Below are 22,626 nucleotides of genomic sequence, written 5' to 3' on the forward strand. Positions count from 1 at the left end.
GAGGAGCAATGACGCAAGCACTGAACGAGCTGGGCGGACACATCGAGGTCAAGCGCCCCGATTGCGTGATCGCCTGGGACGTCACCCATGGCGAGCTGAACGTGGACGTGGCCCCGTCGAACATCGCCGGGATGGTGGAGTTCCTCCGCGCCGACCCGACCTGCCGCTTCTCGACGCTGGTGGATATCACCGCGGTCGACTACCCGAACCGCCCCAAGCGCTTCGACGTGGTCTACCACTTCCTGTCGATGTACCAGAACCACCGCATCCGGCTGCGCGTCTCGGTGCGCGAGGACGAGATCGTGCCCTCGATCACCGCGCTGCACCCCTCGGCCAACTGGCTCGAGCGCGAGGTCTTCGACATGTTCGGCATCCTGTTCTCGGGCCACCCGGACCTGCGCCGCATCCTCACCGACTACGGCTTCCGCGGCCACCCCCTGCGCAAGGACTTCCCGACCACGGGCTATGTCGAGGTGCGCTACGACGAAGAGCTGAAGCGCGTCGTCTACGAGCCGGTGAAGCTGGTGCAGGAATACCGCCAGTTCGATTTCATGTCGCCCTGGGAGGGTGCGCAATACGTGCTGCCCGGCGATGAAAAGGCCGAGGAGGGGACGAAGTGATGGACGGCTCCAAAGGTTTCGAAGACGCCCTGTCGGGCGAGCAGAAGATCCGCAACTTCAACATCAACTTCGGCCCGCAGCACCCGGCGGCCCACGGCGTGCTGCGCCTCGTGCTCGAGCTTGACGGCGAGATCGTCGAGCGCTGCGATCCGCACATCGGCCTGCTGCACCGCGGCACCGAGAAGCTGATGGAAAGCCGTACCTATCTGCAGAACCTGCCGTATTTCGACCGGCTCGACTACGTCGGCACGATGAACCAGGAACACGCCTGGGTGCTGGCGATCGAGAAGCTCTGCAAGGTCGAAGTGCCGCGCCGGGCCCAGCTGATCCGCGTGCTCTACTGCGAGATCGGGCGCATCCTGAACCACCTGCTGAACGTGACCACGCAGGCCATGGACGTGGGCGCGCTGACGCCGCCGCTCTGGGGCTTCGAGGAACGCGAGAAGCTGATGGTCTTCTACGAGCGGGCCTGCGGCGCGCGCCTGCACGCGGCCTACTTCCGGCCCGGCGGCGTCCACCAGGATCTGCCGCCCGAGTTGATCGACGACATCATCGAATGGTGCGCGCAGTTCCCGGCCCGCCTGCAGGACATCGACGACCTGCTGACCGAGAACCGCATCTTCAAGCAGCGCAACGCCGACATCGGCGTGGTGACCGAGCAGGACATCCAGGAGCACGGCTTCTCTGGCGTCATGGTGCGCGGCTCCGGCCTTGCCTGGGACCTGCGCCGCGCGCAGCCCTACGAGTGCTACGACGAGTTCGACTTCAAGATTCCCGTCGGCAAGAACGGCGACTGCTACGACCGCTACCTCGTCCGCATGGCCGAGATGCGCGAGAGCGTGAAGATCATGGTTCAGGCCTGCGAGAAGCTGAAGCTGCCCGAGAACCAGGGTGAAGTGCTGTCGCGCGGCAAGATCGCGCCGCCGAAGCGCTCCGAGATGAAGACCTCGATGGAGGCGCTCATCCACCACTTCAAGCTCTACACCGAGGGCTTCCACGTCCCCGCGGGCGAGGTCTACGTGTCCGTCGAGGCGCCCAAGGGCGAGTTCGGCGTCTATCTCGTCGCCGACGGCAGCAACAAGCCCTATCGCGCCAAGCTGCGCGCGCCGGGCTTCCTGCACCTTCAGGCGATGGACTATCTTTGCAAGGGCCACCAGCTGGCCGACGTCGCGGCGATCCTCGGATCGCTCGATATCGTGTTCGGGGAGGTTGACCGATGATGATGATCCGTATTTCCGCCGCGCTTTCCGCGCTTGGACTTCTGTCCGCCTGCGCCATGCCGCCGAAGGGCACCGACGAGCAGGACCTGATGGCCTGGGACAGCGCCGTCGCCTCGATCGGCTGCGAGCTGGTGTCCGAGAGCGATTACCAGCCCGTCGAACTGCAGAGCGGGCTGAACCGCGCGCAGGTGCAGGAGATTGCCTCGTACAAGGTCAAGACCGAAGAGGCCGTGCCCACCGACACCGGCGGTGTGCGCCTGGTCACCGGCAGCTGCGCGCCCGCCACGGACATGACGGCAGAGCCGATGGCTGACGCCGAGGCCGCCGGGACAGCCGCGGGCTGACAGGATAGAGAGCGGCGGGGCACCGGCCCCGTCCCAATGCCGCGGCGGCGTCCTGCCCCCGGCCAACGACATGAACCGAAGGTCCGTTTGCCCATGCTGCGCCGTCTTCATCACGACCAACCTGAGAGCTTCGCTTTCACGCCTGCCAACATGGAGTGGGCCGAGGCGCAGATCAGCAAGTATCCCGCGGGCCGCCAGGCCAGCGCCATCATTCCGCTTCTCTGGCGCGCGCAGGAGCAGGAGGGCTGGCTGACCCGGCCGGCCATCGAACATGTCGCCGACATGCTGGGCATGGCCCACATCCGGGCGCTCGAGGTGGCGACCTTCTATTTCATGTTCCAGCTCCAGCCGGTGGGCACCGTGGCCCACGTGCAGATCTGCGGCACCACGTCCTGCATGATCTGCGGCGCTGGCGAACTGATGGAGGTCTGCAAGGCCAAGATCGCCGCCAAGCCGCATGAGGTCTCGGCGGACGGCAAGTTCTCCTGGGAAGAGGTCGAGTGCCTCGGCGCCTGCTCGAACGCGCCCATGGCGCAGATCGGCAAGGACTATTACGAGGATCTGACCGGCGAGAAGCTGGCCGAGATCCTCGACACCATGGCGGCAGGCAACGTGCCCACACCCGGCCCGCAGAACGGCCGCTTCGGCGCCGAGCCGCTGGGCGGTCCGGTGGTGCTGACCGAGGGCGCGGGCGAGGGCGAGAGGCTCAACGCCTCTGTCGCGCTGGCGACCGAGATCGGCGACACCATCAAGCGCATTGACGGAACCGAGGTGCCGCTGCGCGCGCCCTGGCGCGACCGCTCGGACGAGAAGGGCGATGCGACGCCCGACACCCACGCGCCGAAGCTGTCCGGGGGCGCGCCCGCCGACGAGACTGGCATCGACAAGCGCGAGGCGCCGGTCAAGTCGGCCGCCGCGGTCAAATCCGAACCCGCCGCCACCGAAGGCCGCAAGCCCGAGACGCTGGCGGCCCCGCTTGAGGGCGGCGCGGACAACCTCAAGATGATCAAAGGCGTTGGCCCCAAGCTCGAAGCGCTGCTGCACAGCCTCGGTTTCTTCCACTTCGCGCAGATCGGCTCCTGGACCGAGGAAGAACTCGCCTGGGTGGATGCCAACCTCGAAGGGTTCAAGGGGCGCGCGTCGCGTGACGCATGGGTTGCTCAGGCCAGGACGCTGGCCGAAGGTGGCGAAACGGAATTCTCTGCCCGCGTGGAGAAGGGCGAGGTTTACGACGACGACTGATCCAATGACATAGCCAGGGAGTGAGAGATGACCGACGTGACGATGCAGGACGGATGCACACGCAAGTGCTGGATATCAGCGGCCTTGATCGGCCTCGTCGTCGCGCTCTTCGCGCTGAGTGGGCACAAGGGGATCGTGGCGGCGCTGCTGCTGGGTCTGCTTGCAACCGGATTGCTCGGCGCGCTCTTTACCTGGATGGCCTGCGCACCGGTCCCCAGGCTCGGTGAACGGTCACCGACCTCGCGGCTGACCCCGGTGGTCGAAGGGGAGGTGCCCTCGGTTCCGGAGCATGCGCCGTCCGCGCCGGCCCCGCTGATGGCAGCCCCGGCTGCGTCAGAGGCGGCCAGGCCGGCAGCCTCCGAGGCACCGAAGCCCGAGCCGGTCGCGGCGAAGGTCGAGACACCGGCCGCGGAAAGGGCCAAGGAACCGGCCGTCGCACCCGCGGCGGCAGAGGAAACGGGGGGCTCGCAGCCCGTGGCGCTGGCACAGCCGCGCTCGGGAGCAGCGGACAACCTGAAGGAAATCAAGGGCGTGGGTCCCAAGCTCGAACAGCTGCTGCACGAGTTGGGCATCTACCATTTCGACCAGATCGCGGGCTGGAATGCCGCCGAGGTCGGCTGGATGGATGAAAACCTGAAAGGGTTCCGCGGCCGCGTCTCGCGCGACGACTGGGTCGGGCAGGCAAGGATACTCGCGGCGGGCGGGGAGACGGAGTTCTCCAAGCGCGTCGAGGATGGCGAAGTCTACTGACCCGCCGAGGGAATGATGCCGCCGCCGGTTGCGACCGGCGGTGCGCGAACGAGGGACCGGACCGAGGATGAGCGGACAGGATCAGCAGGGGCGGCAGGGGCGCATCATCGCGCTTGTCATCGCCGGAACCGGGCTGGCCTGGATCGCCGTCACGGTCGCGGGCGAGATGCTGGGGTGGACCCAGCGCACGAGGGCCCTTTTCGACCTGGCCGCGCTGGCCGGGTTCGGATGGGCGATGTGGATGATTTACGGGCTCTGGCGGTCACGCCGGACAGACAAGGACTGAGCGATGCTGAAGGACGAAGATCGGATCTTTACCAATCTCTACGGCATGCATGACCGCTCCCTCGCCGGGGCGAAGAAGCGTGGCCACTGGGACGGCACGGCCGGCATCATCGCCAAGGGCCGCGACTGGATCATCGACGAGATGAAGGCCTCGGGCCTGCGCGGCCGGGGCGGGGCGGGCTTCCCGACCGGTCTGAAGTGGTCCTTCATGCCCAAGGAAAGCGACGGTCGCCCGGCCTACCTGGTGATCAACGCCGACGAATCCGAACCCGCGACCTGCAAGGACCGCGAGATCATGCGCCACGATCCGCATACGCTGATCGAGGGTGCGCTGATCGCCTCCTTCGCCATGGGCGCCCATGCCTCCTACATCTACATCCGCGGCGAATACATCCGCGAGCGCGAGGCGCTGCAGGCGGCGATCGACGAATGCTACGACGCGGGCCTGCTCGGCAAGAACGCCGCCGGCTCGGGCTGGGATTTCGATCTCTACCTGCACCACGGCGCCGGCGCCTACATCTGCGGCGAGGAAACCGCGCTGCTCGAAAGCCTCGAGGGCAAGAAGGGCATGCCGCGGATGAAGCCGCCATTCCCGGCGGGCTCGGGGCTCTACGGCTGCCCGACCACGGTGAACAACGTCGAATCCATCGCCGTCTGCCCGACCATCCTGCGCCGCGGTGCGACCTGGTTCTCGTCCTTCGGGCGGCAGAACAACGCGGGCACGAAGCTCTTCGCCATCACCGGCCACGTCAACACGCCCTCGGTCTTCGAGGAGCAGATGTCGCTGCCCGTGCGCGAGCTGATCGAGAAGCACGGCGGCGGCGTCCGCGGCGGCTGGGACAATCTCAAGGCGATCATCCCCGGCGGCGCGTCCTGCCCGATCCTGCCCAAGGACAAGCTGGAAGACGCCATCATGGATTTCGACTGGATGCGTCAGAACCAGTCCTCCTTCGGCACCGGCTGCATGATCGTCATGGATCAAAGCACCGACGTGATCAAAGCGGTCTGGCGCCTGGCGAAGTTCTTCAAGCATGAAAGCTGCGGTCAGTGCACGCCGTGCCGCGAGGGCACCGGCTGGATGATGCGGGTCATGGACCGTCTGGTGTCGGGCGACGCGGAGGTCGAAGAGATCGACATGCTGCTCAACGTCACCAAACAGGTCGAGGGCCACACCATCTGCGCCCTCGGGGACGCCGCGGCCTGGCCGATCCAGGGTCTGATCCGGCATTTCCGCGAAGAGATCGAGGACCGCATCAAGGCCAAGCGCACCGGGCGCATGGGCGCGATGGCGGCAGAGTGATCCGGTGCGGGGTGTGACATTGCGTGGTTTGGTCGGTGTGACTGCGGCGCTCGCGGTGGCGGGCTGCTCGGCGACCGTGCCGGGGGCGATCTCCGGCGGCTCGACGGCCGCGCGCTGGGAACAGCGCGTGGTGACCATCTCGATGGCCGAACGCATCGCCGACGCCTGCCACGACGACGGCATCAACCTTGCGCCGTCGCCGTATGGCGGCGCGGTGCACCGCGCGACCGAGGAACTGGTGAGCCAGGGTGCCGATCGCGCCGAGCTCGAAGCCGCCTACCAGGCGCAGGATTTCGCGGCGCTGTCGGTGCAGATCGACGAGGCGCTGGCCCGCAAGGGTGCCGACAGAGCCCGCCCCGGCAGCCTGTGCCGCGTCGGGGCTGAAGAGATCGCGGCGGGATCCGACCTGGGCCTGACGCTGAAGAAGGGATGAACGAGTGAGGGATCTGGCAAAGAGAAGGCTGTTGCGCGCGGGACCCGTGCTGGCGCTGGCCGCGCTCGTCGCGAGCTGCGGACCGGGCAAGGACGACCCGGAGTTCGGCGGCATGCAGTTCCGCGGCTCGGCCAAGCCGGTCGGCGACGACCGCGCCAATTTCGTGGCCACGGTGAACAACGCGGCACGCGCGCCTTATTCGGCGGTGGATGCAGGGCTCTACGAGGGCACCAAGTATTGCGTCAACTACCTTGGCACGTCCGACATTGCCTGGGCGGTTGACCCCGAGGCACTGCGCGCGCAGCCGCGCCTGTCCGGAAGCGACCTTGTTCTGCGCGGGCGCTGCGTGGAATGAGAGAGACCGCGCTCATATCGGCGGGTTTTGCGGGCGGTTATTGCATAGCCGCCGGTCGCGCCCCCACATCCCTTGGCGAGGGAGTCCGTCTTTTGGCGGTCTCCGTCCTGCGTCAATGGAGTGAAGATATGAGCAAGTTCAGAACCACCGTCCTCGCCGCTGCACTGGGTATGGCCGCGCTGCCTGGCACCGCCATGGCCAAGCCGCCGCTCGGCGAGGTGCGCGAGATCCACGATGGTCTGATGGCCGTCGGCATCGCCGACGAGATCCGCAACCGTTGCGACGGGATCAGTGCCCGGATGCTGACGGCGATGGGCTATCTCAACACGCTGAAGAACCGGGCGCGCGCGCTCGGCTACAGCAACGAGGAAATCGAGGATTACGTGACCTCGAAGGCCGAGAAAAAGAAGATGCGCGCCGATGGCGAGGCCTATCTGGCCGCGCGCGGCGTCTCCGCGAAAGACACGGCGGCCCTGTGCCGCGTCGGCCGCGAGGAAATTGCACGGGGCAGCGCCATCGGCGCGCTCCTGAGGGAGAAATGATGCGACACGCGACGTGCATATCCCCCAGCGCCCTGCCGCAGGCGGCGGGAGCGTCGCGTGTGTCACCAGTCATGGGAAGATGCCAATGACCAACCTTCGTAAGATCATCATCGACGGCACCGAGCTTGAGGTGGACGGGGCGATGACCCTGATCCAGGCCTGTGAGGAAGCCGGCATCGAGGTGCCGCGCTTCTGCTATCACGAGCGCCTGTCGATCGCCGGCAACTGCCGCATGTGCCTTGTCGAGGTGGTCGGCGGCCCGCCCAAGCCTGCGGCCTCCTGCGCCATGCAGGTGCGCGACCTGCGGCCCGGGCCGGAAGGCCAGCCGCCGGTCGTCAAGACCAACTCGCCGATGGTCAAGAAGGCCCGCGAGGGGGTGATGGAGTTCCTGCTCATCAACCACCCGCTCGACTGCCCGATCTGCGACCAGGGCGGCGAATGCGACCTGCAGGACCAGGCCATGGCCTATGGCGTCGACTTCTCGCGCTTCCGCGAGCCGAAGCGCGCCGTCGAGGACCTGGACCTCGGGCCGCTGGTCGAGACGCACATGACCCGCTGCATCTCCTGCACCCGCTGCGTGCGCTTCACCACCGAGGTGGCGGGCATCACCCAGATGGGCCAGACCGGGCGCGGCGAGGATGCCGAGATCACCTCGTACCTGAACCAGACGCTCGATTCGAACCTGCAGGGCAACATCATCGACCTCTGCCCGGTGGGTGCGCTGGTCTCGAAACCCTACGCCTTCACCGCCCGTCCGTGGGAGCTGACCAAGACCGAATCCATCGACGTGATGGATGCGCTCGGTTCGAACATCCGCGTCGACACCAAGGGCCGCGAAGTCATGCGCTTCCTGCCGCGGAACAACGACGGCGTGAACGAGGAATGGCTGTCGGACAAGAGCCGCTTCGTCTGGGACGGCCTGCGCCGCCAGCGTCTCGACCGCCCGTACATCCGCACCAATGGCAAGCTGAAGCCCGCCACCTGGCCCGAGGCGCTTGCCGCCGTGGGCGCGGCGCTGAAGGGTGCCAAGAAGGTGGCCGGTCTTGTCGGGGACCTGGTTCCTGTCGAGGCGGCCTTCTCGCTCAAGCAGCTGGTCGAAGGGCTCGGCGGCTCGGTCGAATGCCGCACCGATGGCGCGCGCCTGCCGGTCGGCAACCGCTCGGCCTATGTGGGCAACGTGGCGGTGGAAGACATCGACACGGCGAAAGAGATCGTGCTGATCGGCACCAACCCGCGCGACGAGGCGCCGGTGCTGAACGCGCGCATCCGCAAGGCATGGATCGCCGGCGCCGAGGTCAAGCTGATCGGCGAGGCCGCCGACCTGACCTATGACGTGACCCATCTCGGCGGCGATCGCGCGGCTCTGGCCGATGCGAAGGTTTCCGAAGATGCCATCGTGATCGTGGGGCAGGGCGCCCTGCGCGAAGCGGACGGTCTGGCGGTTCTGGCCGCGGCCCAGGCGCTCACCGGCAAGCTGCTGGTGCTGCACACTGCCGCGTCCCGCGTCGGCGCGCTCGACGTGGGCGCGGTGACCGAGGGCGGTCTGGAAGCGGCGACCAAGGACGCCGATGTGATCTTCAACCTCGGCGCCGACGAGATCGAAATCGAGGCGGGTGCCTTCGTGATCTACCAGGGCTCGCACGGCGACCGCGGCGCACACCGCGCCGATGTCATCCTGCCGGGTGCCGCCTACACCGAGGAAAACGGCCTTTTCGTCAACACCGAGGGCCGGCCGCAGCTGGCCTTCCGTGCCGGGTTTGCGCCGGGCGAGGCGAAGGAGAACTGGGCGATCCTGCGGGCGCTCTCGGCCGAGGTCGGCAAGACCCTGCCGTGGGACAGCCTCGCGCAGCTCCGCCAGGCGCTGGTCGCCGCGGTGCCGCACCTGGCGCAGATCGACCTGGTGCCGGAGAACGAGTGGGTGGCGCTGGAGACCGACAAGCTGGGCGATGCGTCGTTCCGCAACGCGGTCAAGGACTTCTGGCTGAGCAACCCGATCGCCCGCGCCTCGGTGCTGATGGCCGAGCTTTCGGCAAACGCAAAGGCGCGCCGGACCGCGCCGCTGGCCGCCGAGTGATCCATGCGCGCGCGGATATCCCTTTCACTGGCGGCACTGGCCGCGCTCTGTGCCTGCGAGCAAGACTCGCAGGACCGGGCGCCGTTCGTGCCGTCCTACGAGGGGATCGAAACGCGGCTGCTGGACGGCGATCTGGTGAACTTCTTCGTGGCCATGCGCGGTGCGCGCGGCTCGGAGGATGTCGAGAACTACGCAGATTGCGCCGCGGCGCAATATGCGCTGATCCGGGGCTACGGATTTGCGCGACATCTGCGGACGAATGTATCGGAAGAGGGTGGCCTCTGGCGCGGAGATGCTGTTTACACCATCTCGGCGGCGCTGCCCCGCGGGCTCAAGACGATCGACGCGGAAGTCGTCGCGTCAGCCTGCACCGAGAACGGAATACCGATGGTGTGAGGGACACTTGATGGCAGACTTCTTCGCAACCCCCTTCGGCATCTTCATCCTTGTGCTCGCGCAAACCCTTGCGGTCGTGGCCTTCGTGATGATCTCGCTGTTGTTCCTGGTCTATGGCGACCGCAAGATCTGGGCCGCCGTCCAGATGCGGCGCGGCCCCAACGTCGTGGGGGTGTTCGGCATTCTCCAGTCGGTGGCGGACGCGTTCAAGTACATTCTCAAGGAAGTGGTGATCCCGGCGGGCTCTGACAAGAGCGTCTTCCTGCTCGCGCCGCTGATTTCCTTCGTCTGCGCGATGATCGCCTGGGCGGCCATCCCGTTCAACGACGGCTGGGTGCTGGCGGACATCAACGTGGCGATCCTCTACGTGATGGCGATCAGCTCGCTGGAAGTCTACGGCGTGATCATGGGGGGCTGGGCGTCGAACTCGAAGTACCCGTTCCTCGGCTCGCTCCGCTCGGCGGCGCAGATGATCTCCTACGAGGTGTCGATCGGTCTGATCATCATCGGCGTGATCATCTCCACCGGCTCGATGAACTTCGGCGACATCGTGCGCGCCCAGGACGGCAGCTTCGGCTTCTTCAACTGGTACTGGCTGCCGCACTTCCCGATGGTCTTCCTGTTCTTCATCTCGGCCCTGGCCGAGACCAACCGCCCGCCGTTCGACCTTCCCGAAGCGGAATCCGAACTGGTGGCCGGCTACCAGGTGGAATATTCCTCGACGCCCTTCCTGCTGTTCATGGCAGGTGAATACATCGCGATCTTCCTGATGTGCGCGCTGACCTCGCTGCTGTTCTTCGGCGGCTGGCTGTCGCCGATCCCCGGCCTGCCCGACGGCGTGCTGTGGATGGTCGCGAAGATGGCGTTCTTCTTCTTCATCTTCGCGATGGTGAAGGCGATCACCCCGCGCTACCGCTACGACCAGCTGATGCGCCTGGGCTGGAAGGTGTTCCTGCCGTTCAGCCTGTTCTGGGTGGTCTTCGTGTCCTTCGCGGCGAAATTCGGATGGTTCTGGGGCGTCTTCGCCCGCTGGACCACGGGAGGTTAAGCAACCATGGCATCGATCGATTACGGCCGGGCAGCCAAGTATTTCCTGCTGGCAGACTTCATCAAGGGCTTCCAGCTGGGCCTGCGCTACTTCTTCGCGCCCAAGCCCACGCTGAACTACCCGCATGAAAAGGGCTACCTGTCTCCGCGCTTCCGCGGCGAACACGCACTGCGCCGCTATCCCAACGGCGAAGAGCGCTGCATCGCCTGCAAGCTCTGCGAAGCGATCTGCCCGGCGCAGGCCATCACCATCGACGCCGAGCCGCGCGACGACGGCAGCCGCCGCACCACGCGCTACGACATCGACATGACGAAATGCATCTACTGCGGCTTCTGCCAAGAGGCGTGCCCTGTGGACGCGATCGTCGAGGGGCCGAACTTCGAGTTCTCGACCGAGACCCGCGAGGAGCTTTTCTACGACAAGGAGAAGCTGCTGGCGAACGGCGAGCGCTGGGAGGCCGAGATCGCCCGCAACCTGGAACTCGACGCCCCCTACCGCTGACACCCGACGCCTCGAAGGAAGCCATGACCGCCACCGCCGCCAGACCACTCCGCCAAGCCCTCCGCGCCGCCGCGCGGGGCCGGGCAGGGTGCGCGCAGACAGGAGCGCGGTCATGACCGATCCGAAGATGCCCTTCGACAAGACGCCCTTCGAGCTGATGATGACCCAGGCGCAGGAGATGGCGAAAGCCTTCAACCCCGCGCTGGAGAGCTTCGCGCCGAAGGAGTTCGAGAAGCTCTGGCCGACCATGCCCAAGGACATCATGGAGTTCTGGTTCGGCAAGGGCATGTCGAAGGACGGGCTCGACGCCAAGACCCGGCTGCTGCTGACGCTGGCCGGGCTGACCATGCAGGGCGCACAGGCCGACACGCCGGTGCGCATGACCGTGCGCCACCTCATGGAGGCCGGCGCCACGAAAGACGAGATCGCCGAGACCATCGCCCATATGTCGATGTTCGCCGGCATACCCGCCATGACCCGCGCCATGGAGCTTGCGCGCGAGGTGATGGAAGACAACAAGGATGACGCAAAATGACCGTGTTCGCCTTCTACCTCTTTTCGCTCTGCGCCATCGTGGGCGGGCTGTTCACGGTGATCGCCCGCAACCCGGTGCACTCGGTGCTCTGGCTGATCCTCGCCTTCCTCAGCTCGGCGGGGCTCTTCGTCCTGCTGGGTGCGGAATTCGTCGCGATGCTGCTGGTCATCGTCTACGTCGGTGCCGTGGCGGTGCTGTTCCTTTTCGTGGTGATGATGCTCGACGTCGATTTTGCCGAGCTGCGCGCGGGGATGGCGAAATACATGCCGCTGGCGCTGCTGATCGGCATCGTCATCCTGATGCAGCTCGGCATGGCCTTCGGCGGCTGGCAGGCTTCCGAACTGGCGTCGAGCCAGCTCTCGGCCCCGACGCCCGCGCCCGACGAGATGCAGAACACCGTCGCGCTCGGCGTGCTGCTCTATGACCGTTACTTCCTGCTGTTCCAGCTGGCGGGGCTGATCCTGCTGGTCGCGATGATCGGGGCGATCGTGCTGACGCTGCGCCACCGCACCAACGTCAAGCGCCAGAACGTGCTGGCGCAGATGTGGCGCGATCCGGCCAAGGCGATGGAGCTGAAGGACGTGAAGCCCGGACAGGGGCTCTGACGCCGCCGCGGCGTTGAATTCCGGGCCGGGTTTTCCCGGTCCCACCGCCGCCCCGATCCGTATCCGGGGCGCGTGACCGAACAAGGGCTCGAGGGAGAGCCCGTGAAGAACCAGGGCCCCGGCGAGAGGGGCAGGAAGAGGGACAGAGATGAGCATTGCCAGTTGGATAGCCATCTTCTCAGCGGGCATCCTCGTGCCCGTGCTGCTTGGGGTGCGTGAATCCGCCCGCCGGAAGGGAGATCGCTGATGATCGGACTTGAACATTACCTGACGGTGGCCGCCGTGCTGTTCGTCATCGGGATTTTCGGGATTTTCCTGAACCGGAAGAACGTGATCATCCTGCTGATGTCGATCGAACTCATCCTGCTTTCGGTGAACATCAACTTCGTCGCCTTCTCGTCCTTCCTGGGCGATCTCGCGGGGCAGGTCTTCACGCTCTTCGTGCTGACCGTGGCCGCCGCCGAGGCGGCGATCGGCCTGGCGATCCTCGTCTGCTTCTTCCGCAACCGCGGCTCCATCGCCGTGGAAGACGTCAACGTGATGAAAGGCTGACCGCCCATGGAGACGATCATTCTCTTCGCCCCGCTGCTGGGCGCGGTGCTGGCCGGGTTCGGCTGGCGCTTCATCGGCGAGAAGGGGGCCATGTGGGTGACCACCGGCCTGCTGTTCCTGGCCTGTCTGCTGTCGTGGATCGTGTTCCTCTTCCTCGGCGAGGCAGAGACCATCCCGCTGTTCCGCTTCATCGAGTCCGGCTCGCTGAGCACCGAATGGGCGATCCGTTCGGACCGGCTGACGGCGATCATGCTGATCGTGGTCACCACGGTCTCGGCGCTCGTGCACCTCTACAGCTTCGGCTACATGGCGCATGACCCGCAGTTCAAGCACGGCGAGAGCTACAAGCCGCGCTTCTTCGCCTACCTGTCGTTCTTCACCTTCGCGATGCTCGCGCTGGTGACCTCGGACAACCTGGTGCAGATGTTCTTCGGCTGGGAAGGCGTGGGCGTCGCGTCCTATCTGCTGATCGGCTTCTACTACAAGAAACCCTCGGCGGGCGCGGCGGCAATGAAGGCCTTCATCGTCAACCGGGTGGGTGACTTCGGTTTCCTGCTGGGCATCCTGGGCCTGTTCTTCCTGACGGATTCGATCCGCTTCGACGATATCTTCGCGGCGGCACCGCAGCTGGCGGAAACGCAGCTCACCTTCCTCTGGACCGACTGGAATGCCGCGAACCTGCTGGCCTTCCTGCTGTTCGTCGGCGCGATGGGCAAATCGGCGCAGCTCTTGCTGCACACCTGGCTGCCCGACGCGATGGAAGGTCCGACCCCGGTGTCGGCGCTGATCCACGCCGCGACCATGGTGACCGCCGGCGTCTTCCTTGTCTGCCGCATGTCGCCGCTGATGGAATACGCGCCCGAGGCGATGGCCTTTGTCACCTTCCTTGGTGCCACCACCGCCTTCTTCGCGGCGACGGTCGGCCTCGTGCAGAACGACATCAAGCGCGTGATCGCCTATTCGACCTGTTCGCAGCTCGGCTACATGTTCGTGGCGGCGGGCGTCGGCGTCTACTCGGCGGCGATGTTCCACCTGCTGACCCACGCCTTCTTCAAGGCGATGCTGTTCCTCGGCGCCGGCTCGGTCATCCACGCGATGCACCACGAGCAGGACATGCGGAACTACGGCGGGTTGCGCGGCAAGATCCCCTATACCTTCTGGGCGATGATGATCGGCACGCTGGCAATCACCGGCGTCGGCATCCCGCTGACCCACATCGGCTTTGCCGGTTTCCTGTCGAAGGACGCGATCATAGAGAGCGCCTGGGCAGGCACCGCGGGCGGCTATGCCTTCTGGATGCTGGTCATCGCGGCGCTTTTCACCTCGTTCTACTCGTGGCGCCTGATCTTCCTGACCTTCTACGGCCGTCCGCGCGGCGACAAGCACACGCATGAGCACGCGCATGAAAGCCCCAAGGTGATGACCATTCCGCTGGCGGTGCTCGCCGTGGGCGCGGTCTTTGCCGGTATGGTGTTCTACGGCCCGTTCTTCGGTGACCATGACAAGGTGAACCGCTTCTTCGGCATCCCCGCGCATCACGCGGAAGCCTCGGAAGCGGGGCATGGCGAAGCCGGGGGCGGCGAAGCGGCGACCGAAGAGCACGCGGCTGCCACCGAGGAGCACGGCGCGGAAACCGCCGTCGCGACCGAGGAGCATGGCACCGAGGCTGCCGCCGAGGAAGGCCACGCCGAGGCAGCGACGCATGTCGCGACCGGCATGGCCCCCGAGGGCGCGATCTTCATGGGCCCCGACAACCACGTCATGGACGAGGCGCACCACGCGCCGGTCTGGGTCAAGGTCTCGCCGTTCTTCGCCATGCTGATCGGCTTCGGGGTCGCGTATCTGTTCTACATCGTGAACCCGGCGCTGCCGAAGCGCCTCGCCGAGAACCAGCGTCCGCTCTACCTCTTCCTGCTGAACAAGTGGTATTTCGACGAGATTTACGACTTCATCTTCGTGCAGCCGGCCAAGGCGATCGGGCGCTTCTTCTGGAAGCGCGGTGACGGCAAGGTCATCGACGGCTCGATCAACGGCGTGGCGATGGGGATCATCCCCTTCTTCACCAAGCTCGCGGGCCGCGCGCAGTCCGGCTACATCTTCACCTACGCCTTCGCCATGGTGATCGGCATCGCCGTTCTCGTCACCTGGATGTCGATCCTCGGAGGGGCTCACTGATGGCCAACCTTCTTTCCATCGTCACCTTCCTGCCCGCGCTGGCGGCGCTGATCCTCGCGCTCTTCCTGCGCGGCGGCGACGCGGCCGCGGACCGGAACGCCAAGTGGCTCGCGATGATCGCCACCACGGCGACCTTCGTGATCTCGCTCTTCATCCTGTTCCAGTTCGACCCGGCCAACACCGGCTTCCAGATGCTGGAAGAGGGCAGCTGGATCATGGGGCTCAAGTACAAGATGGGCGTCGACGGCATCTCGGTGCTGTTCGTCATGCTCACCACCTTCATGATGCCGCTGACCATCCTCGCCTCCTGGGGCGTGAAGACCCGCGTCAAGGAGTACATGATCGCCTTCCTGCTGCTGGAAACGCTGATGCTCGGCGTGTTCATGGCGCTGGACCTGGTGCTCTTCTACCTGTTCTTCGAGGCGGGCCTCATTCCGATGTTCCTGATCATCGGCATCTGGGGCGGCAAGGAGCGCATCTACGCCTCCTTCAAGTTCTTCCTCTACACCTTCCTCGGCTCGGTGCTGATGCTGGTGGCGATCGTCGCGATGTATGCCGATGCCGGCACGCTCGATATCCCGACGCTGCTGACGCATGAGTTCTCGACGGCGGGCTTCTCGGTGCTCGGCATCCATATCGTCGGCGGCTTGCAGACGATGCTCTGGCTGGCCTTCTTCGCCTCCTTCGCGGTGAAGATGCCGATGTGGCCGGTGCACACCTGGCTGCCCGACGCGCACGTGCAGGCCCCCACCGCGGGCTCGGTGGTGCTGGCGGCGATCCTGCTGAAGATGGGCGGCTACGGCTTCCTGCGCTTCAGCCTGCCGATGTTCCCCGTGGGCTCTGAAGTTCTGGCGCCGCTGGTCTTCTGGATGTCGGCCATCGCCATCGTCTACACCTCGCTCGTCGCGCTGGTGCAGGAGGACATGAAGAAGCTGATCGCCTATTCGTCCGTCGCCCACATGGGCTACGTGACGCTGGGCATCTTCTCGGCCAACCAGCAGGGCGTCGATGGCGCGATCTTCCAGATGATCAGCCACGGCTTCGTCTCGGGCGCGCTCTTCCTCTGCGTCGGCGTGATCTACGACCGCATGCACACCCGCGAGATTGACGCCTACGGCGGCCTTGTGAACCGCATGCCGGCCTATGCGCTGATCTTCATGTTCTTCACCATGGCCAACGTCGGCTTGCCGGGCACCTCGGGCTTCATCGGTGAATTCCTGACGATGATGGGCATCTTCCAGGTCAACACCTGGGTCGCCGCCGTGGCCGCGACCGGTGTGATCCTCTCGGCGGGCTACGCGCTCTGGCTCTACCGCCGCGTGGTCTTCGGCGATCTCATCAAGGAAAGCCTGAAGACCATCCAGGACATGAACACCCGTGAACGCTGGACCTTCGCGCCGCTGGTCGTGATGACCCTGTGGCTCGGGGTCTACCCCGCCGCCGCGCTGGACATCATCGGCCCGTCGGTCGAGGCGCTGGTCAACCACTATGATACGGCCGTGGCGGCCGCCGATCTCGGCGGCAGCACCGTGGCCGAAGCGAACCACTGAGGGGGCGAGGCATGATCTCGGCTGATCTGAACACCATCCTTCCGGAGATCCTGCTGTCGGTCTACGCCATGCTGGCGTTGATCGGCGCGGTCTACACCGGCAAGGACAAGCTCGCCCCGGCACTGGTCTGGCTCACCGCCGCGGTGATGGCGATCCTCGCGCTGTGGATCGGCAGCGCCGGCGGCGGCACCAACCCGGCCTTCCACGGCATGTTCGTCGACGACGCCTTCTCGCGCTTCGCCAAGGTGGTGATCCTGATCGCCGCGGCCTGCGTGCTGGTGATGGGTCTCGGCTTCATGCAGAAGACCAAGATGCTGAAGTTCGAGTACCCGGTGCTGGTCGCGCTCTCGACCGTCGGCATGATGGTCATGGTCTCGGCGGGCGACCTGATGACGCTCTACATGGGGCTCGAGCTGATGTCGCTGGCGCTCTACGTGGTCGCTTCGCTGCGCCGCGACAGCGAGATGTCGACCGAGGCGGGCCTGAAGTACTTCGTGCTCGGCGCGCTCTCGTCGGGGATGCTGCTCTACGGTGCCTCGCTGACCTACGGCTTTGCCGGCACGACGCTGTTCTCGGGCATCATCAACGCCGCCTCCGAGGGTCACCTGTCGATCGGCCTGCTGATCGGCCTCGTGCTGATGATCTCGGGCTTCTCGTTCAAGGTTTCGGCGGTGCCGTTCCACATGTGGACGCCCGACGTCTACCAGGGCGCGCCGACCCCGGTCACCGCCTTCTTCGCCACCGCGCCGAAGGTTGCCGCCATGGCGCTCTTCGCCCGCGTGATGCATGACGCCTTCGGCGGGGCCGTCGCGGACTGGAGCCAGGTGGTCGCGCTCATCGCGGTGCTGTCGATGTTCCTCGGCTCGATCGCCGCCATCGGCCAGACCAACATCAAGCGCCTGATGGCCTATTCCTCGATCGCCCACATGGGCTACGCGCTGATCGGCCTTGCCGCCGGCACCGAGGCGGGCGTGCAGGCGATGCTGATCTACATGGTCATCTACGTGACGATGAACGTCGGCACCTTCGCCTTCATCATGTCGATGAGCAAGGACGGCCAGCCGGTCACCGACATCCGCGCGCTCGGCATGTACTCCAAGCGCGAGCCCGCCCGTGCGCTGGCCATGCTGGTGCTGCTGTTCAGCCTTGCCGGTGTGCCGCCGCTGCTGGGCTTCTTCGCCAAGCTGGGCGTCTGGCAGGCAGCCATCGCGCAGGACATGGTCTGGCTCGTCGTGGCCTCGGCCATCGCCTCGGCCATCGGTGCCTTCTACTATCTGCGGATCGTCTTCTACATGTACTTCGGTGAAGACCGCGAAGATGCGCTCGACGCCGGAGGCTCGCCGATCCTCTGGGGCTTCCTGGCGGTCTCGGCGCTGATCATGGTCGTGGGGGTGGTGAACCTCTTCGGCATCGAGGGGGCGGCTGCCGCCGCCGCGGCGACGCTTGTCAACTGAGGCCCGCCTCGGGTAGGAGCCTGCATGTGACGCGCCCCTGGCGCGTCACTTTTTTTCGCCCTCGGCGAAACCGCCTCCGGCGGGCGTATTTTCGGAACAATGAAAGGGTAGGGCATGTGGCCTGAAGGCTATGGGCGGCGCGTGTTGGCGGAGGTGGACAGCACCAATGCCGAGGCGGCGCGGATCGTGCCGGGCCTGACCGGCCCCGAGTGGATCCTTGGCCTGACCCAGGTGGCCGGGCGCGGCCGGCGCGGACGGCCCTGGACCATGCCCGCGGGGAATTTCGCCGGGACGCTGGTGCTGCCGGTCTCCGAGCCGCCGCAGGTGGTTGCGCTGCGCAGCTTCGTCGCCTCGCTGGCGCTCTACGAGGCGTTTGTCGCCGTCACTGGCCGGTCCGACATGCTGGCGCTGAAATGGCCCAACGACGTGCTGGTCAACGGCGGCAAGGTGGCGGGCATCCTGCTCGAGAGCCTCGGCCGCCACGCCGGGCGCGACTGGCTGGCGATCGGCATGGGGGTGAACCTTGCCGGGGCGCCGGACGTGGGCGAGGTCGAACCCGGCGCGCTGCGCCCGGTGTCGCTGCGGTCCGAGGCCGGGGTGCGGGTGACGCCCGAGGAGTTCCTGACCGTGCTCGCCGCCGCCTATGCCCGCGAGGAGGCGCGCTTCGTCGCGCTCGGCTTCGCCGGCCTGCGCGACGCCTGGCTGTCGCGCGCCGCGCGGCTTGGTGCGGTGATCACCGCGCGCACCGGCCGGCATGAGTTCACCGGCACCTTCGAAACGGTGGACGATGCCGGCAATCTTGTCCTAAGGACAGCCAGCGGCCGGCAGGCGATCGCCGCGGCAGACGTGTTTTTCTGAGGGGGCGGCCCATGCTTCTGGCCATCGACTGCGGCAATACCAACACCGTGTTCTCGATCTGGGACGGGGAGCGTTTCCTGGCGACCTGGCGCACCTCGACCGAGCACCAGCGCACCGCCGACCAGTATTACGTCTGGCTCTCGACGCTGATGGCCTTCCAGAAGATCGAGGCCGAGATCACCGACGTGATCGTCTCCTCGACCGTCCCGCGCGTGGTCTTCAACCTGCGTGTGCTGGCGGATCGCTATTTCAACACCCGAGCCATGGTGGTAGGCAAGCCCGAATGCGCGCTTCCCGTGGACGTGCGGGTGGACCTCGGCACCAATGTCGGGCCGGACCGCCTGGTGAACACGGTGGCGGGCTATGATCTTTACGGCGGCGATCTCATCGTCGTCGATTTCGGCACCGCGACAACCTTCGACGTGGTGGCGCAGGACGGCGCCTACGAGGGCGGGGTGATCGCACCGGGCGTGAACCTCAGCCTCGAGGCGCTGCACCAGGCCGCCGCCGCGCTGCCGCATGTGGACATCACCAAGCCACAGCGCGTGGTCGGAACAAACACCGTCGCCTGCATGCAGTCAGGCGTTTTCTGGGGCTATGTCGGCCTCGTCCGTGAAATCTGCGCGCGCATCAAGGCCGAACGTGACCGGCCGATGCGCGTCATCTCAACCGGCGGGCTGGCGCCGCTCTTCCAGCAATCCGAAGACCTCTTCGACGACTGGCGGGAGGATTTGACCATGCATGGTCTCACCGTCATCCACGCATACAATCTTGGCAGGAGCCAAAGTACATGAGCAGTGAACGCATCATCTATCTTCCCCTCGGGGGTGCCGGCGAGATCGGCATGAACGCCTATGTCTACGGCTACGGCAAGCCGGGCGAGGAGCGCCTGATCCTCGTCGACATCGGCGTCGCCTTCCCCGACATGGACACGACGCCCGGCGTCGACATCATCTTCGCCGACATCAGCTGGCTGAAGGAGAACCGCGATCGGCTGGAGGCGATCTTCATCACCCACGCCCACGAGGACCACGTCGGCGCCATCGGCCATACCTGGGAAAGCCTCGGCGTGCCGATCTTCGCGCGCGCCTTCACCGCCAACATCGCCCGCGGCAAGCTGGCGGAATACGGCCATTCGCCCGAGACCGTGACCACCGTCTCGCCCTGGCCCGAGACCACCAAGGCGGGTCCCTTCACCGTCGGCTTCCTGCCGATCTCGCACTCGATCCCGGAAAGCTCGGGGCTGGTCATCGACACGCCCGGCGGGCGGCTGGTGCACACCGGCGACTTCAAGCTCGACGCGAACCCGGTGGTGGGCGAGGCCTTCGATCCCGAGCTCTGGGCCGAGGTCTCGAAGGATGGCGTCAAGGCGCTGATCTGCGACTCGACCAACGTCTTCTCGCCCAACCCCGGCCGCAGCGAGATCACCGTCGGCCCCGAGATCGAGACGCTTGTGGCCAGTGCGCCGCAGATGGTCATTGCCACCACCTTCGCCTCGAACGTGGCGCGGGTGAAGACCCTGGCCGAGGCCGGCGAGCGCGCCGGGCGCTCGATCTGCCTGCTGGGGCGCGCCATGCGCCGGATGATCGAGGCGGCGGTCGAGACCGGCGTCATCGGCTCCTTCCCCAAGGTGATCTCGCCCGAGGACGCGACACAGATCCCGCGCGAGAACGTCATGCTGATCGTCACCGGCTCGCAGGGCGAGCGCCGGGCGGCCTCGGCGCAGCTGGCGCGCGGCAAGTACAACGGCATCGAGCTGAAGGAGGGCGACCTGTTCCTTTTCTCCTCGAAGACCATTCCGGGCAACGAGAAGGGCGTGATCCAGATCATGAACTCGCTGTCGGAGAAGGGCGTGGACATCGTCGATGACGATGGCGGCAAGTACCACGTCTCGGGCCATGCCAACCGCCCGGACCTCGAACGGATGCAGGACATCGTGAACCCGCAGATCGTCGTGCCGATGCACGGCGAGCACCGCCACCTGCGCGAGCACATGAAGCTGGCCGAGGGCCGGGGCCGCGCCGGGGTGCTGGCGATCAACGGCACGATGGTGGACCTGTCGGGGAACCAGCCCACGGTGGCGGGCTACGTCGAGACCGGCCGCACCTACCTTGACGGCTCGGTGCAGATCGGCGCGCTCGACGGCATCGTCCGCGACCGGATCCGGATGGCGCTGAACGGCCACGTGGTGGTGACGGTGATCCTCGACGAGGAAGACGAGCCGCTCGGCGAGCCCTGGTGCGAGCTGATGGGCCTGCCGGAGATCGGCCGCTCGAATGCGCCGCTGGTGGATATCCTGGAAGAAGACCTGAGCCAGTTCCTCGGGCGTGCCGGGGAGAAGACGCTGGGCGATGACGACAAGCTCGAGGAAGGCATGCGCCGCATCGTGCGCAACTCCTCGGTCAACGAGATCGGCAAGAAGCCCGAGGTGACGGTGGTGATCAGCCGCCTGTCGTGATCCTTCGAGGCCGGGACAAGAAAGGCGCGCCGCGAGAGCGGCGCGCCTGTTTCGTTGTCCGGCACGGGGGCGTCAGCGTCAGCGCGTGACGCGCAGTGCCTCGAGCCCGTGGAAGTGGTAGAGGTCCGCGTATTTCGGCGTGCCTGCCAGTGTCATTCCGGCCAGGCGCTCGAAAAGAATAGGGAGCGCGGTCACCAGTTCCAGCCGCGCCAGCGGCGCGCCGACGCAGAAGTGCAGACCGCCGCCGAAGCTGGTGTTCGTCACCGTGGCACGCGCCGGGTCGAAGCGTGCGGGCTCGGCCCAGACCGCCGGATCGCGGTTCGCCGCGCCGAGCATCAGTGCCACCTGTTCGCCGCGACGGAAGGTGTGGCCATAGGCCTCGACCTCCTCGTAGGCGTAGCGGGTGAACATGTGCAGCGGCGGATCGAAGCGCAGCACCTCCTCGACCGTGGCCGCGGCATTGCCGTCGGTGATGGTCACGCCTTGTTCCAGCAGCGTCTTGATGCCGTTGCCCATGGTGTGCACCGTCGCCTCGTGCCCGGCGTTGAGCAGCAGGATGCAGGTGGTGATCAGCTCGTCGGTCGAGAGCTTCTCGCCGCCTTCCTCGGCGGCGATGAGATGCGACAGGAGATCATCGCCGGGGCTCTTGCGGCGCTGGTTCACGTAGCCACGCAGGAAGTCCGAGAATTCCGTGGCGGCCGTGGCGGCGGCGAGTTCCATCGCCCTGTCGCGCCGCGCCTGGTACATGCCAACCATGTCCGCCGACCAGCGCAGCAACTGCGGGGCCATCTCCTCTGGCACGCCGAGCAGCCGCGCGATGACGATCACCGGGATCGGCTGGCAGAAGGCCGGGAGCAGGTCGATCTCGCCCTGCGCGGGCATCTCGTCGATCAGCCGCTGCGCCAGCGCGGCGATCTCCGGGCCAAGCGCGGCGATGCGGCGCGAGGTGAAGGCGCGCAGGACAAGGCCGCGCAGACGGGTGTGCCGGGGCGGTTCCAGCTCCAGCATGGAATGCGCTTCGACCGCGTAGAAGGGCACCTGGTGCGCAGGGATCTCGGGGGCCATCTCGGGCGGCACCTCGCGGCCGAAGCGACGGTCCTTCAGCAGGGCCGAAACCGCGCGGTGCGACACCGCGCAGGGCAGGGCGTAGTCTTCCCAGTAGGCGAGGTCACCGGCGGCGCGCATCTCGTCGTAGAACGGGTAGGGATCCTGCACGAAGGCGGGGTCGGTCGGGGAGCGGGAAAAGCGTTGCATGTGTCTCACTTCGGTCATCGCGTCCCCCTAGGCCACGCGCGCGCTTTCTTGGCAAGGGCGCTCTTGCTATGACAG

General features: G+C 66.4%; 24 protein-coding genes. 23 read left to right on the plus strand and 1 reads right to left on the minus strand.

Annotated elements, in window-relative coordinates:
• The first annotated feature begins 8 nt into the window (after positions 1-8).
• The 23 genes from IQ782_RS00915 to IQ782_RS01025 all read left to right on the plus strand — a co-directional run bounded on the left by IQ782_RS00915 (position 9) and on the right by IQ782_RS01025 (position 21,297).
• Positions 9-620: an NADH-quinone oxidoreductase subunit C gene (locus IQ782_RS00915; RefSeq protein WP_194132732.1), complete on the plus strand. Its 612-nt coding sequence runs from the start codon at positions 9-11 to the stop codon at positions 618-620.
• A complete protein-coding gene (locus IQ782_RS00920) occupies positions 620-1,840 on the plus strand; it encodes an NADH-quinone oxidoreductase subunit D (RefSeq protein WP_194132733.1) in 1,221 nt (406 codons plus the stop codon). Before IQ782_RS00915 ends, IQ782_RS00920 begins: the two co-directional genes overlap by 1 nt.
• The gene (locus IQ782_RS00925) at positions 1,837-2,184 is read left to right on the plus strand and encodes a hypothetical protein (protein WP_240989016.1); all 348 of its coding nucleotides are present in this window, start codon (positions 1,837-1,839) and stop codon (positions 2,182-2,184) included. The genes IQ782_RS00920 and IQ782_RS00925 overlap by 4 nt, the downstream gene beginning before the upstream one ends.
• A gap of 93 nt (positions 2,185-2,277) precedes the next feature.
• Positions 2,278-3,426: an NADH-quinone oxidoreductase subunit NuoE gene (gene nuoE / locus IQ782_RS00930; protein WP_194132734.1), complete on the plus strand. Its 1,149-nt coding sequence runs from the start codon at positions 2,278-2,280 to the stop codon at positions 3,424-3,426.
• Positions 3,427-3,453: 27 nt separating this feature from the next.
• Positions 3,454-4,176, plus strand: a complete 723-nt coding sequence (locus tag IQ782_RS00935; RefSeq protein ID WP_194132735.1) for an endonuclease — start codon at positions 3,454-3,456, stop codon at positions 4,174-4,176.
• A gap of 67 nt (positions 4,177-4,243) precedes the next feature.
• Positions 4,244-4,462 carry a DUF5337 domain-containing protein gene (locus IQ782_RS00940; protein WP_194132736.1) on the plus strand — a complete coding sequence of 73 codons (219 nt, stop codon included), beginning with the start codon at positions 4,244-4,246 and terminating at the stop codon, positions 4,460-4,462.
• 3 nt (positions 4,463-4,465) lie between these two features.
• A complete protein-coding gene (nuoF, locus tag IQ782_RS00945) occupies positions 4,466-5,761 on the plus strand; it encodes an NADH-quinone oxidoreductase subunit NuoF (RefSeq protein WP_194132737.1) in 1,296 nt (431 codons plus the stop codon).
• Between the two features lie 13 nt (positions 5,762-5,774).
• On the plus strand, positions 5,775-6,194 hold the full coding sequence (locus IQ782_RS00950) for a DUF5333 family protein (protein ID WP_194132738.1): 420 nt from the start codon (positions 5,775-5,777) through the stop codon (positions 6,192-6,194).
• Between the two features lie 31 nt (positions 6,195-6,225).
• On the plus strand, positions 6,226-6,549 hold the full coding sequence (locus IQ782_RS00955; protein WP_194132739.1) for a hypothetical protein: 324 nt from the start codon (positions 6,226-6,228) through the stop codon (positions 6,547-6,549).
• Positions 6,550-6,677: 128 nt separating this feature from the next.
• Positions 6,678-7,091 (plus strand): DUF5333 domain-containing protein, encoded by a 414-nt coding sequence (locus IQ782_RS00960; RefSeq protein ID WP_194132740.1) that lies wholly within the window; start codon positions 6,678-6,680, stop codon positions 7,089-7,091.
• Between the two features lie 85 nt (positions 7,092-7,176).
• Positions 7,177-9,165, plus strand: coding sequence for an NADH-quinone oxidoreductase subunit NuoG (gene nuoG / locus IQ782_RS00965; protein ID WP_194132741.1), 1,989 nt, complete (start codon positions 7,177-7,179; stop codon positions 9,163-9,165).
• 3 nt (positions 9,166-9,168) lie between these two features.
• A complete protein-coding gene (locus IQ782_RS00970; protein ID WP_194132742.1) occupies positions 9,169-9,561 on the plus strand; it encodes a hypothetical protein in 393 nt (130 codons plus the stop codon).
• Between the two features lie 10 nt (positions 9,562-9,571).
• Positions 9,572-10,609 carry an NADH-quinone oxidoreductase subunit NuoH gene (gene nuoH / locus IQ782_RS00975; protein ID WP_194132743.1) on the plus strand — a complete coding sequence of 346 codons (1,038 nt, stop codon included), beginning with the start codon at positions 9,572-9,574 and terminating at the stop codon, positions 10,607-10,609.
• A gap of 6 nt (positions 10,610-10,615) precedes the next feature.
• Positions 10,616-11,110 carry an NADH-quinone oxidoreductase subunit NuoI gene (nuoI, locus tag IQ782_RS00980; protein ID WP_092426435.1) on the plus strand — a complete coding sequence of 165 codons (495 nt, stop codon included), beginning with the start codon at positions 10,616-10,618 and terminating at the stop codon, positions 11,108-11,110.
• A 112-nt stretch (positions 11,111-11,222) separates the two neighbouring features.
• Complete coding sequence (locus tag IQ782_RS00985; protein WP_240989017.1) at positions 11,223-11,645, plus strand: carboxymuconolactone decarboxylase family protein; 423 nt, start codon at positions 11,223-11,225, stop codon at positions 11,643-11,645.
• Positions 11,642-12,250, plus strand: coding sequence for an NADH-quinone oxidoreductase subunit J (locus IQ782_RS00990; protein WP_194132744.1), 609 nt, complete (start codon positions 11,642-11,644; stop codon positions 12,248-12,250). Before IQ782_RS00985 ends, IQ782_RS00990 begins: the two co-directional genes overlap by 4 nt.
• Before the next feature lie 246 nt (positions 12,251-12,496).
• Positions 12,497-12,802, plus strand: coding sequence for an NADH-quinone oxidoreductase subunit NuoK (gene nuoK / locus IQ782_RS00995; protein ID WP_066100814.1), 306 nt, complete (start codon positions 12,497-12,499; stop codon positions 12,800-12,802).
• Between the two features lie 6 nt (positions 12,803-12,808).
• Positions 12,809-14,977: an NADH-quinone oxidoreductase subunit L gene (nuoL, locus tag IQ782_RS01000; protein WP_194132745.1), complete on the plus strand. Its 2,169-nt coding sequence runs from the start codon at positions 12,809-12,811 to the stop codon at positions 14,975-14,977.
• The gene (locus tag IQ782_RS01005; protein ID WP_194132746.1) at positions 14,977-16,527 is read left to right on the plus strand and encodes an NADH-quinone oxidoreductase subunit M; all 1,551 of its coding nucleotides are present in this window, start codon (positions 14,977-14,979) and stop codon (positions 16,525-16,527) included. The genes nuoL and IQ782_RS01005 overlap by 1 nt, the downstream gene beginning before the upstream one ends.
• 11 nt (positions 16,528-16,538) lie before the next feature.
• Complete coding sequence (gene nuoN, locus IQ782_RS01010; protein ID WP_194132747.1) at positions 16,539-17,981, plus strand: NADH-quinone oxidoreductase subunit NuoN; 1,443 nt, start codon at positions 16,539-16,541, stop codon at positions 17,979-17,981.
• A 114-nt stretch (positions 17,982-18,095) separates the two neighbouring features.
• Positions 18,096-18,839: a biotin--[acetyl-CoA-carboxylase] ligase gene (locus IQ782_RS01015; RefSeq protein WP_194132748.1), complete on the plus strand. Its 744-nt coding sequence runs from the start codon at positions 18,096-18,098 to the stop codon at positions 18,837-18,839.
• An 11-nt stretch (positions 18,840-18,850) separates the two neighbouring features.
• Positions 18,851-19,633 (plus strand): type III pantothenate kinase, encoded by a 783-nt coding sequence (locus tag IQ782_RS01020; protein ID WP_095881222.1) that lies wholly within the window; start codon positions 18,851-18,853, stop codon positions 19,631-19,633.
• Positions 19,630-21,297 carry a ribonuclease J gene (locus IQ782_RS01025; protein ID WP_194132749.1) on the plus strand — a complete coding sequence of 556 codons (1,668 nt, stop codon included), beginning with the start codon at positions 19,630-19,632 and terminating at the stop codon, positions 21,295-21,297. The genes IQ782_RS01020 and IQ782_RS01025 overlap by 4 nt, the downstream gene beginning before the upstream one ends.
• Before the next feature lie 78 nt (positions 21,298-21,375).
• Here the strand turns inward: IQ782_RS01025 and IQ782_RS01030 are convergent, their stop codons facing one another.
• Positions 21,376-22,551, minus strand: coding sequence for a cytochrome P450 (locus IQ782_RS01030; RefSeq protein ID WP_194133191.1), 1,176 nt, complete (start codon positions 22,549-22,551; stop codon positions 21,376-21,378).
• Between the last annotated feature and the right edge of the window lie 75 nt (positions 22,552-22,626).

This window comes from Salipiger mangrovisoli (assembly GCF_015223355.1).
Lineage (GTDB): Bacteria > Pseudomonadota > Alphaproteobacteria > Rhodobacterales > Rhodobacteraceae > Salipiger > Salipiger mangrovisoli.